The sequence below is a fragment of the Desulfoconvexum algidum genome (assembly GCF_055382125.1).
Window position 1 is genome coordinate 2,239,954 of the sequence record NZ_AP042394.1, and the last position, 12,528, is coordinate 2,252,481.

Annotated in this window: 9 protein-coding genes; 8 read left to right on the top strand and 1 reads right to left on the bottom strand. The window is 44.7% G+C overall.

The genetic code is table 11. The annotated features are described in order from the left end of the window. Positions 1-37: 37 nt before the first annotated feature. The 3 genes from mfd (at position 38) to ACZ45G_RS10225 (ending at position 6,629) form a co-directional block, all read left to right on the top strand. Positions 38-3,544 (top strand): transcription-repair coupling factor, encoded by a 3,507-nt coding sequence (gene mfd, locus ACZ45G_RS10215; RefSeq protein WP_464177682.1) that lies wholly within the window; start codon positions 38-40, stop codon positions 3,542-3,544. A 108-nt stretch (positions 3,545-3,652) separates the two neighbouring features. Beyond that, on the top strand, positions 3,653-4,984 hold the full coding sequence (locus ACZ45G_RS10220; RefSeq protein ID WP_464177684.1) for a class I SAM-dependent methyltransferase: 1,332 nt from the start codon (positions 3,653-3,655) through the stop codon (positions 4,982-4,984). Next, positions 4,950-6,629, top strand: coding sequence for an adenylate/guanylate cyclase domain-containing protein (locus ACZ45G_RS10225; protein ID WP_464177686.1), 1,680 nt, complete (start codon positions 4,950-4,952; stop codon positions 6,627-6,629). The genes ACZ45G_RS10220 and ACZ45G_RS10225 overlap by 35 nt, the downstream gene beginning before the upstream one ends. A 6-nt stretch (positions 6,630-6,635) precedes the next feature. Here the strand turns inward: ACZ45G_RS10225 and ACZ45G_RS10230 are convergent, their stop codons facing one another. Next, complete coding sequence (locus ACZ45G_RS10230) at positions 6,636-7,502, bottom strand: aminotransferase class IV (RefSeq protein ID WP_464177688.1); 867 nt, start codon at positions 7,500-7,502, stop codon at positions 6,636-6,638. A 146-nt stretch (positions 7,503-7,648) separates the two neighbouring features. Between ACZ45G_RS10230 and ACZ45G_RS10235 the strand changes: the two genes are divergently transcribed. The 5 genes from ACZ45G_RS10235 to ACZ45G_RS10255 all read left to right on the top strand — a co-directional run bounded on the left by ACZ45G_RS10235 (position 7,649) and on the right by ACZ45G_RS10255 (position 12,434). Continuing rightward, entirely contained in the window at positions 7,649-8,362 is a 714-nt protein-coding gene (locus ACZ45G_RS10235) for an EI24 domain-containing protein (protein WP_464177690.1), read from the top strand. A gap of 12 nt (positions 8,363-8,374) precedes the next feature. Next, a complete protein-coding gene (locus tag ACZ45G_RS10240) occupies positions 8,375-8,755 on the top strand; it encodes a cereblon family protein (protein ID WP_464177692.1) in 381 nt (126 codons plus the stop codon). Between the two features lie 161 nt (positions 8,756-8,916). Beyond that, the gene (locus tag ACZ45G_RS10245; RefSeq protein ID WP_464177694.1) at positions 8,917-9,174 is read left to right on the top strand and encodes a hypothetical protein; all 258 of its coding nucleotides are present in this window, start codon (positions 8,917-8,919) and stop codon (positions 9,172-9,174) included. A gap of 86 nt (positions 9,175-9,260) precedes the next feature. Next, positions 9,261-10,748 (top strand): cyclic nucleotide-binding domain-containing protein, encoded by a 1,488-nt coding sequence (locus tag ACZ45G_RS10250; protein WP_464177696.1) that lies wholly within the window; start codon positions 9,261-9,263, stop codon positions 10,746-10,748. A gap of 15 nt (positions 10,749-10,763) precedes the next feature. After that, entirely contained in the window at positions 10,764-12,434 is a 1,671-nt protein-coding gene (locus ACZ45G_RS10255; protein WP_464177698.1) for an HD domain-containing phosphohydrolase, read from the top strand. The last annotated feature ends 94 nt before the right edge of the window (positions 12,435-12,528 follow it).

A 12,528-nucleotide genomic window follows, 5' to 3' on the forward strand; every position in this document is an offset into this window, starting at 1 on the left:
ACTTGATTCTTTTGGAAACTTCTATTAAACCAGGGCCATGATTAATAACCACCCTGTAAAAATGACAGATCCACTGCTCCAGGATATACACAAGAGCAACCGCAGCATTATCCCTTTGGGGGGAGGCTCCCATAAAGCGTATCTGACGGCCCGGTTGTTCCATTCACAACAAGCACCACTTGTGGTGATCCTTCCGGATCAAAAACACGCCTTAAGTTTTATCGAGGATTTGCATTTTTTCATGCCCGGAGAACGAGAGAAAATTCTCTATTTCCCCGGATACAATATCCTTCCCTTTAAATCTCTGGCCTATCACAGGGAAACTTCCAGCCAGCGACTGTCGGCCCTGTCGAGAATTCTTGAATCCGGGTCAAAACGCTATGTATTGGTCACCTACATTGATACCCTGTTGCAGCAGCTCATCCCAAAAGAAAGCATCAATGGGTTTTTAGAACTGGTCCTTGCCAATGAGGAGATTGACAGGGATCAATTGGTTTTAAAGTTAGAGGCCGGCGGATATTCAAGGGTTTCCCTTGTGGAAGACCCCGGTGAATACGCCTTAAGAGGGGGAATCCTGGACCTGTTTTCCCCGGGTGAAAAAAAACCCATTCGCATCGAATTTTTTGGGGACCTGGTTGAATCCATCCGAACGTTCTCCCCCTTTACCCAGAGGGGGATCAAGGAATTAAGCGAAACCATAATACTGCCTGCCACCGAAGCCATTATTTCCAAAGAGCAATTGCCCCATATCCTGGCCCGGCTGCGACATGCCGGCACCCTGGCCGGTATTTCTGCCAATCATACCCGGGAATATGTGAACGAAACCCGGGAGTTCGGCCGCTTTCCCGGGATTGAAAGCATGCTGTCCATTGTGTATGACCGCCTTGATTCCCTGTTTGATTATCTTCCCGACGCTGCTGTTTTCCTGATGGATTCTCCTGAAACTTTGGCCAACCGAGCCATGGAGTTTGAAAATAAAGCCCTTCACAATTTTAAAACCGTGACAGAAGAAAACAGACTCTGTGTTAAGCCTGATTCCATCTATCTGAACTGGGACCAGGTCAGCAATGCCATAGATTCACACAGGCAGATTGCCTTTAAGCAGGTTCTCCTTGAAGCCGATCGAGAGAGCGCTTACATTCTTCCCTTTGACTACCAGGACAATCAAGAATTGTCTGCCAAGCTGACCCGCCATGGTGTTGCTGAAGAAAACCCCTTGAAACCTTTAATAAACTGGTTTGAGGAGCAGTTAAGCCAGCGAAGGGTTGTCCTTTGCATTGTCAGCCAGGATGCCCAGGCCAAACGCTTAAGTTCTCTTCTGGCTCCCTATGGGATTGCGCCAGCCCTTTGTGAGTCCTTTTCCAGGTTAAAAGGGCTTACTTCCGGGGTCTATTACAGCGTTGGTGGTCTGTCCACAGGGTTTGTACTGCCGGGGGAGAATCTGGCCCTTGTAACGGAAAACGAGATTTTCGGTAAAAAAAGAATCCGCCGGCAAAAAAACCGGCACCGCGATTTAAAGACAGAATTTATTACCCCCGAAGAATTGAAAAATGGTGATATCGTTGTTCACATGGAACACGGGGTGGGCCGGTATGAAGGACTGTGCAACCTGAATATTGCCGGGATTTCCCAGGATTTTATTCTCATTGAATACCTGGATGATGATAAATTGTATCTGCCCGTGGATCGAATCGAAATGATTGGTAAATACATCGGGGTGGACGGCTACAACCCGGTTCTTGATAAGATCGGCTCCAAGGCCTGGCTAAATTCAAAGGCCAAGGCCAAGGCGGAAGTGGAAAAAATGGCAGGGGATCTCCTGGATTTGTATGCAAGACGCAAGGTAAACAATGGGTTTGCCTTTAGCCTGCCGGACAATTATTACAATGATTTTGAAGCCTCTTTTCCCTATGAAGAGACAAGAGACCAGCTCAAGGCCATTGATGATGTCCACCTGGATATGGAATCCAAGACGCCCATGGACCGGCTTGTCTGCGGGGATGTGGGATACGGGAAGACAGAAGTTGCCATCCGGGCGGCTTTTAAGGCGGTAAATGACGGAAAGCAGGTGGCAATTGTGGTTCCTACCACCATTTTAGCTGAGCAGCATCTGCTGACATTTAAAGAAAGGTTTGCAAATTATCCTGTCCACATTGAATGCCTGTCCCGCTTTCGCAGCCGCAAAGAGCAGCTGCAGATTCTAAAACGGATGGAGGCAGGCCTTGTGGATATTGTCATTGGTACCCATCGGCTGCTGCAAAAGGATGTGGGATTTAAGTCCCTGGGGTTGCTGGTTTTAGATGAAGAGCAGCGGTTTGGTGTTAAACACAAGGAAATTTTGAAAAAAAAGAGAAGTACAGTGGATGTGCTGGCCTTGACAGCCACCCCCATCCCCAGAACATTGCACCTGTCTTTGACCGGCATGCGGGATATCTCTGTGATCACCACCCCGCCTGCCGATCGGCAGCCCATTATTTCTTATATTTCAAAATATGAAGATACGATTATTAAGGACGCCGTGGAAAAAGAGTTGGCCAGGAAGGGTCAGACTTTTTTTATCCATAACAATATCAAAAGTATTTTTAAAATTGCCGATGATATTCAAACCCTTGTTCCCCATGCAAAGGTGGGGGTTGCCCATGGCCGTTTGTCTGAAAGCGAGCTGGAAAAGGTAATGTTCCAGTTTGTCAATTTAGAGATCAATGTGCTGGTCTGTACCACCATCGTGGAATCCGGCCTTGATATCCCCTCCGCCAATACCATGATCATCAATCGTGCGGAACGGTTCGGTCTTGCCCAGATTTATCAGCTCAGGGGAAGGATTGGCCGGGGAGACAATCAAGCCTATGCCCATCTGTTTATTTCAGATGAAGCAAAGCTTTCAAAGGATGCCCAGAAACGGCTGTCTGCCTTAATGGAATATAAGGACCTGGGGTCAGGATTTCAGATTGCCATGAAGGACCTGCAGATCCGGGGGGCAGGAACTGCCCTTGGGGCATCCCAGTCCGGACATATTGCCGCCGTGGGGTATGATATGTTTTTAAAGCTGCTGGACCAGGCCGTCCATGATCTCAAAGGAGAAGACAGCATAGACCCCCTTGATCCTGAAATTAACGCCAGTATGTCCTCGGGATTTCCAGACCAGTATATCGAATCGGTTGAACAGCGGCTGACCCTGTACCGGCGATTGTCCCGACTCACACAGATTTCAGATATTTCAGATATGAAAAAAGAATTGCTGGATCGATACGGCAAACTGCCCAGGGAAGCGGAAAATATGCTCTTGAAAATAATGCTGAGGATATTTGCCGTCAAGGCCGGGGTAAAACGCCTGGATATCACCCCCACTTCCCTGACTCTGACTTTTTCTCCTGTCCACCTGAAGATGTCTTTGGAATCAATAGACAGCAGATTAAAGAAACTGGTGTCCTATAAATATGTCAAAAAGGAAACCATCCAGATTCAATTGGGAGACAAAAGAAACAATATTTCCAAGGCCCTTCTAGAGGCCAAACAGATTCTAAAGGCCATCGGCAGCCGTTAATGATTTTTAAATTTAATCCTTTATCTTTTTAGGGGATTTTATATAATAGAGAAAATCAATAATTTCATAGCTATCATTTGCACATTTTTCCAACACTGCAAAGGAGGGATGATGAAATCAAGCCTTGCCAGGGTAACAAAACTTATTCCCGGGACAGAAACGGTCTTTCTTAAAAAATTCATCCAAACCCTCAAACGAGAGATGATTCCCCTTGAAATCGTTGATTCCAACGGGAAAATCTATGCAACCGTCCCGGGCAATATCCGGCACAAACTGATGATTAAAGATCCCAAATTTTTTAATGCATTGATATCGCCGGATGCATTTTCCCTGGGAGAAGCATATGTGCGAGGCTATTTTGATGTATCCGGCAGTATTCGGGAATTGTATGAAATGGTTTGCAGCAAACTGCTCAATACAGATCAGCCCCAGAATTTTCTGCCCAAACATCTTCTAACCAAGCTATCACAGCGTTTTGTGAAGGTCAGGGACCGAGAAAAACAAAATATTGAGTACCACTATGATGTTCCCAGCGAATTCTATCGATCCTTTTTAGGGCAGACCATGGGCTATACCTGCGGCTACTATGGCAGCAAGGATGTCACCATGTCCGATGCCCAGAATGAAAAAATGGAAATTATTTGCAAAAAACTGCGGTTGAACGAAGGGGAACGCCTATTGGATATTGGATGCGGCTGGGGAAATTTTGCAATTTATGCAGCCAAAAATTACCATGTCCAGGTGGTGGGGATAACCTTGAGCGCTGAGCAAAAAAAATATGCAGATCAATGGATCGAGAGGGAAGGGCTTGGGGATCAAATTCGTATAGACATTATAAATTACCGGGACCTGGGCAAAGAAAAATTTGATAAAATTTCTTGCGTGGGAATGTCTGAGCATGTGGGCCGTGTTAATATGAAGCGTTTCTATAAAGCGGTTTTTAATTGTCTTCAAGAGGAGGGGCTTTTCCTCCAGCATACCATCACCACCAATACCAGACGCAAACGAGGATATAAAAATTCATTTTTGGATACCTTTATGTTTCCGGGGGGGGAGTTGATGCTCCAACAGGAATTGATCGACCTGGCAGCAGGATCCGGGTTTGAACTGTTAACGGCAGAGAATTTCAGGGTTCACTACATCAAAACCCTGGGGGACTGGATCGGCCGAATCGAAAAAAACAAGGCGCAACTGCTCAAAATTGTTTCGGAAAACATATACCGGGTCTATCATGTGTTTTTTATCGGATCACTTATCTCCTTTCGACAAAAGGAAATATCCTTATTCCAAAATCTTTTTTATAAATCAAACTCCCCCTCAAACCCCAGTGGCGCAACATGGAATTATTTTTTAACACCCTTTTCTAAAATCGGGCCTGAAATCGGGCCGATGAAGGGGTCAAAGGATGAATCAGAATTTTTCGAACCTCCAAAACTTTAAAGACAAGATTTTTCAAAAAAAGAATGTTCTGGGGCAGTTGCTTGCATTTTCATTGAAATTGATGGAAGCAAGACAAGCGGGCCTGATCTTTGGCACAGACGCTACTGGCTTGCCTTTTTTACCCCCTGAAAAATGGGACAGGGGCGTAATGCACAAGTTCCAGGGCAGGGGAGTGGAGGGTATTTTCTTGAAAATATTTGGCAAGACCTTTGTCACCCTGAAAAAAATCTCTCCGGTTCTTTTATATCAAACCAATCCCTTTGGGGAGAAGATTGAAACCCAAGGCGTTATTTCCTATGTCCTTCGACATCATCAGGATTTCTATAAAAAGGGAATCAAAATCCTGATGATTGAAAACCTGATCGGCAATAGGATGGACAATAAAAATTGTGCCGGGCAGGATTCTGGTCTTGATCCTTATCATGAGCCAGGTTTTTTCCATTTTCCGGTTGTCTCCTATGACGGTCTTTTTTTTAATTTTCTTTCAAACATTAAGGTCAACACCGATATTGTAAGACAGTTTAAATCCCAAAATTTTATGGCGGCCTATATTCCCGATTACGGTGCCATTGTTTTTAATACGCTTGAACCGGAGCTCATATCCAAAAAAAACAATTGTTTTTCCAGAGAAGCAGATCTCAGACAAAGATTGAACATACTGATCTCGGCAATTGAATCGGCTTCTCTGGCTTACCTGGGATTTGTAAAGGGAAAGCTGGCGGTCCAGGTTATCTGGCGAAAGGAAAGAGAGCTTAGAAAAACCTTTGATCACCTGAAGGAAAAGGAAGGGCAACTGGATGAACAGAAAAAATATCTCAGGGCGGCAGGTGGGGTAACATCAGAACAATTGAACATGGTCCCCCTGAGCATTCCAGACGGAGTATATGCCTTCATTGATATGGTGGGGTCTGCCACCATCAGAGAAAACTTGCCGCCCAGGGATTTTTTCCTGGTTTTAAATCTATGCCATGAAATAGCAGCAAAGACCGCCGGCCGGTTTGTCTGCCGTGTGGATAATTTTATGGGGGATGCTGTCTTTTTTCAGAATGTTTCTATTTTTGATGATCCAAAGCTAAGGTGTCACCCGGGGGCAGGGGAACGGATTATGCTGATGACCTGTATGCTGGCCTCTTTTTTCAATGGGATTCGGCTATTAAAACAGGGGCGTCATCCACTGGACAGGGAGCGAAGGGTGGCCGCCCTGATAAAAAATAAGGGGATTGACCTTCAGTTCAGGGCGGGTATGGAGCAGGGGGCCGCATTGATAGGCCCCCTGGGGAGTCGTAAGAGAAAAATTGTCACCGCCATTGGAAAAGCAGTTGATACGGCATCCAGGCTTGAGAGCTGCGGCATCAAAGATCAAATCCATATCACCCAGACATTTTTAACGCTGCTTGAGAATCTCATGGTGACAAAGGACACCGCTGTCTTACGCAAGATTGGATCGGGAGAAAAAAATTCAGATTGGATAGGGGCAAGGCGATACATGCCGTTTTTTGATTTTTACAAAAATTTGTTTGACCTGGGGGATGATGTGATCCAACAGCTGGGTCCTGTCGCCTATAAAGAGTTTTCCAACAAGACCACCTATGTGATTCAATGCATCCCCGATGTTTCCATGCCCAGCGTTTGTCCGGGGATTTAACAAGATCTATTTTTCTTGTATTTTTATATCATGGATGGTTTTCCTAAAATCATGGGAATGCTGCTCCAGGGCCTGGATCATGCGGCCTGTATTTTTCCCGGGCTTCCCCTGGCCGATGATCTGGTCATCGATTTGAATGACCGGAACCACTCCCTTGTTGGTGCCCGTGACAAACACCTCATCAGCCCGGAACAATTCTTCCAGTTTAAGGGGCCTTTCCTCTACTGCAAACAATTGATGTCCCAGTGCTAAAATAAGTTTTCGGGTGATCCCTTTTAAAACGCCCTGGTCCGCAGTAACCAGCCTGTCTTTGAAAAAAGCAAACAAATTGCTCGTGGTGCCTTCCAGGGCCTCATTTTTCCGGTTGACATAGATCACCTCCACTGCATTTTGTTCTTTGGCCGCTTTCAAGGCCAGGGCCGCCTGGATATAAGATGTCACCTTGGCTTCCGGCACATCCCTTTCCTGGTGAAGGGTAATGGCTTTTATTCCCTTTGAATACCAGTCGTCGGGTAATGGGGGTATGGGGGTGACCATGACGATGAGTCTGGGATTTTCCTGGGGGGTAAAAAAATCAGAACTGGAACCACCGGTTAATACAATTCTGATATTGGCTTCATCCATACCGGGGTTGCGAATCAGGGTTTGAAGAACGATTTCTTTGATCTCTGCCCGGTTCCAGGGCAGGGACAATCCGACTTTTTGGGCCGAATTTTCAAGGCGCAGAATATGTTCATCCAGAAAATAGGGGCTGCCGTTATAGGTCCGCATAATATCACAGACCCCGTATCCGCGTAGAATGGAAAGATCATCCACCGGTATAACCGCCTTGTTCGATGGAACAAATTTTCCATCCACATAATATATTGTCATGGTGCCACTCCCTCCCCCCCCATATTCGAATCGGTCGCATTCGTTGAATTATTTGAATCAGTTGAAAAACAGCATTTTTTATAGTAACCTTTTTAGAACAAACGTAAGTGTTTCACAGAAAACTTCAATGGAGAAGGATAAAATAAATGGGTTTTTTTTCTGGTATCAGCTACAATATTAAAGGCGTTTCCCTGGCAATCAAAACCCCTTCTTTATTAATGCTCGGGTTACTTCGATTTTTTGTGGTCTTTTTTTTAACCCTGTTTTTATCCGGGTTGATCCTTTACTGGCATGATGAAATTCTGGCCATGATTTGGAAAGCCCCCGAGGGCGGCTGGCTGATTTATGTGTGGAACCTGGCTGCCTGGCTTTTGTCTGTCTTCCTTGCCGGCATTGCCATGGTGATATCCTATTTAGTTGCCCAATTGTTTTTTGGGGTGTTTATCATGGATTATATGTCTCGCATCACGGAAAGGATTGTTTTGGGCGAAGAAGTCTCATCTGGTCAGGGATCCTGGGGGGCGGTTTTCTTCTATCTGATTCGCCAGGAAATACCCAGGGCCATCCTGCCCGTGCTGATTACCCTTGTTATAATGCTGGTCGGTCTTTTTACCCCCCTGGGTCCTTTTATCCTTGTGTTGTCTTCCCTTGCCGCCGGTTTGTTTTTGGCCTGGGATAATACCGATCTGGTCCCGGCCCGGCGGATGATATCCTTTGGGGACCGGATCGGTTTTTTAAAGAAAAATTTATTATTTCATCTGGGGTTTGGACTTTTGTTTCTCATTCCCTGGTTGAATATCCTGTTTTTGTCCTTTGCCCCGGTGGGAGCAACCTTGTATTTTCTTGATCAGGAAAGATAAAGGGTTTTTCCTGTGTATCTTATCGCCAAACAGGCGTCCCAGGTCCAATCCAGTGCGATCAGCCAGACCGCCTGCCGTGAAGACCCTGTTATTGTCTGCCGAAATTGCCATGGACATATTACCGAGCCCGCCTGTCAGATACAAATGGACGGCGCTTTTTGCCATACCTTTGCAAATCCTTCGGGCCAGGTATTTGAAATCGGCTGTTTCTCCGCTGCCGTAGGATGCGCTGCTGTTCCCCCTTCATTTTCTGAATTTTCCTGGTTTGCGGGGTATGACTGGCGCATTGGTATCTGCCGTGATTGCACCACCCATTTGGGGTGGGTCTTTCGTTCAGGCCAGGAACGCTTTTGGGGGCTCATTCTGGATAAATTGAAGTTTCCCCGGCAGTAATAAGGTCAAAATAAGGAGAAATATTTTGACATTTTCTGTGTTTTTTATATAATCAAGATATTTACATCTCATTTGATTTGAAATTCGTAAGATACTTGTACCCAATTCGACTGCCCTGAAAAAATTAACCCATAACCGGTATCAGGCAAGGACAATGTATTATGAAAGAACAAATGCAAAACAAAAAAGAACCCATAACCCCCATAGAAAAAACCCCCATAGAAAATGTCTATGTAAAACGAACCCTGGCTGACCGCAGATCCCCGGTGGATCGCCGTATCCTTGATATGGGCCCTGGATATCCTGGGGCCGAAGATCGGCTAACTGTCAAGGACAGACGAAGGGGCTGGGAAGACCGGTACGGCTGGGAGAGAATCAGCCGATGGAGCAGTTCTCCGGTATATCCTGACCTGGCATGAACACCGGTTACTATTGAAATAATTTCATTCCCCCACCTTTTTCCATGGCCGTCATAATTCTCGACCTCAAATAGGAGAAAAATCGTATGGACCCGGTTCTCGCATCAAAGGAACAAATGATTATTAAAGAGATTATGCCCTATTCAACGAACCTGAACTTAAAAAAGGGAGAGGAGCTGAAACTTCGGAAAGAATATTCAAGGTCTCTTTATTATATCGATTCCGGGGCCATGGATATATTTTACACCCTGGATGGAACAAAGGTAATCGTTGCTGTACTGGGGCCCAATGATTTTTTTGGAGAAATAGGTTTTTTTGATGGTGTCTCCCGTATTAGAGATATCAGTGCCATTGAAGCCACACAGGTAAAAATGTTCCCCCAGGACCTTGTCGCAAAAATGCAAACAGAGGATCCTGAGCTTTATGGAAGATTCATCACCTTCATTACCCGCTCCATCTGCAAAAAATTTCGAAGGGTCCTGGAAGAAACAGAACCTTTGAAAGCCTATGCGGCCTCCCTTTCCACCGGTGCCCATAATTTTGTTGCCTCACGGGAATTGCCTTTGAATTTTTTCAAAATTCAAGAAGGAAGACATTGCAACAAGATTGTGGAAGAACTGAAAGCAAAATTATTCGATATTTCCCTTCAGCTGCAGCAGGATGCCTCCAATGACATCCCCCCGGAAATTGAATCAAACTTTACCAGTGCCATGGATGCATTTTTTGGTGACCTTGAAGTGTTCAACAAAACACTTGAAAATTCTGATTATAAAGATGAAGTCTGGGGATATCTTTTCAAGGAAACATTCCCCTATTTTATGCGAAGCAGTCTTACCGAAAGAGCTTATTTTAAACCCAACGGGTATGCCGGGGATTTTGAAATGATTGAAATGATGTATCAAAATCAACCGTCCGGAGATGGGAAAATTGGAAAGCTGGTGGACAGCTGGCTGTTGAACCGACCGCCTTGCAACGCTGTCAGGGGTCGAAGGAAATTTTTGGCTCAACAACTGGATACCCTCAGCGCCCAGGTGCTTAAGGGAAGAGAACAGGTAAACATCATGAACCTTGCCTGTGGACCCAGCAGGGAGCTTTTTGATTTTATACGAGGATTTTCCGACAATCACAAAGTTCATGCCCTTTGCCTTGATATTGATCCCCAGGCCCTTCAATATACAGACAAGATGTCCAAGACATTTGAACACAATGCAAAAATTAGTTTTTTGAAAGACAACCTTATTAAATGGGCCTTGGGAACCTCGAGTCAACACATTGACAATCAGGATATCATATATTCCGGGGGACTCTTTGACTATCTTGACGATGACCTTTTTTTGATGCTGGCAAACCGCTGCCATGAATATTTGAACCCTGGCGGTGTTTTGATGATCGGAAATTTCAGGCCCAATCCAGATAAAATTTTTATGGATCACCTGCTGGAATGGCGTCTTATTTACAGAGAGGCAGCACAATTGACCGAACTTTTTGAAAAGAGTCTGTTTGGAAAACAAGTTGAAATACTGGCTGAACAAGATGCAGGCATACAATTGTTTGCCATTGCCGTAAAAGAATAGTTTTTCTGGTATTCCATGAAGAAACCTGGCACACTGGCAAACACGCATTTAAACTTTGAAAATGAATTAACAACATTTTTCCGCAAACGGTTGCACCTGCTTTTTTGGGTCGGTTTTATTCTGTTTCCCCTGTTTCTTGTTCTGGATTATTTTGTTGCCCAGGACTATTTTGAAAGTTTTTTCACCTATAGAATTCTTGTTTCCATTACCCTGCTGATCCTGCTTTTTGTCCAATCAAAGCCCATCAGCAAAAATCATCTTTTTGCCATTTCCCTGATCGGACTGATCAGTTGCGGGGCAGCCATTTCATTGATGGTCCTTCAAACCGGGGGATACACTTCTTTTTATTATGTGGGCATGATCTGCATTCTGGTCGCATTTACCTCAATCCTCCCCTTAAATCTTTATCAATCCCTTGTTGCCGGAATTATAATGTATCTGATCTATCTAATCCCGGTACTCGTGTTCAGTCAGGCAAATTCTACTGGCCGATTGGTATTTTTTAATAATAACTTTTTCTTTCTTTTCTTTTTCATCGTCTGTGTTGTGAAAAGCCATGAAGACTACAAATCCAGGCGCCTGGAATTCAAATTGCGAAAAGATCTTGATTATTATGCAGCCAACCTTGAAAAAGAAGTGAAACACCGCATCCAAAAGCACGAAGATTCTGAACTCAGGTATAAAGAACTTTATGACAATATTCTTGACAGCCTGGTCGTTATGGATTCAAATGGCAATATTCTCATTGCAAACCCCAATTTTTACAAATTAATCGGCGAGAATACAGCCCATGGAAAGCATCCCTCTTTTTTGGAATTTGTGCATCCTGATGACCTTTACCATGTGCAGGATCAAATGCTGGAAAAACTGTTCAACCAGACCGAGATCAGGGATTTCCAATTAAGACTGCTGGACAATGAGACCAGAACCCATCACATGGAATGCAGTGCAAGGGGATTGCAAAAGGCTGGAGAGACCATTGGATATCAACTTGTTTTAAGAGATATTTCATTTAGAAAACAATTGGAAAATACCCTTGTAACCTCATTCGCCCAATTGAAAAACACCCGGGCCGCCACAATAATGGGCCTTGCCAAGCTGACCGAGTACCGGGATCATGATACCGGCTCACACCTTGAAAGAATTCAGGAATATGTGAAAATGCTGACCGAGGAACTGGCCAACTTTCCTGATTTTATAGATTATTTAACCCCTGAATATGTGGAGGACATCCATTTATCCTCCATTCTCCATGATATCGGGAAAGTCGGTATCCCCGACGCTATTCTCTTAAAACCCGGACGGCTTGACACCATGGAGTTTAATATTATCAAACGCCATTCCCAATATGGCGGGGACGCCCTCAAAGCAGTGGAGTCAAAAATAAAAGGGGAATCTTTCCTGACCCTTGGCCGGGAAATAGCCTATTTTCACCACGAAAAATGGGATGGAACCGGTTATCCCACGGCCCTTATAAACAATAAAATCCCGTTGTCCGCCAGAATTGTTGCCGTGGCGGATGTCTATGACGCATTGACCTCAAAGCGCATTTATAAAGAGGCGTATTCCCATGAAACTGCCGTCAAGATTATGGTGAGCGAACAAAATAAACATTTCGATCCCCAGTTGATTGACGCCTTTCTTGCAACGGCTGCCAGGTTTGACCTGACGCGAAAACAACTATAAAACAGCAGTTTTGTTCTTGTTTTGCCATCAGGTTCGTGGTAGGAAATTGTCAGAAAATGATATCCCATTGGATTAAGTGATTTTATAAAGGATC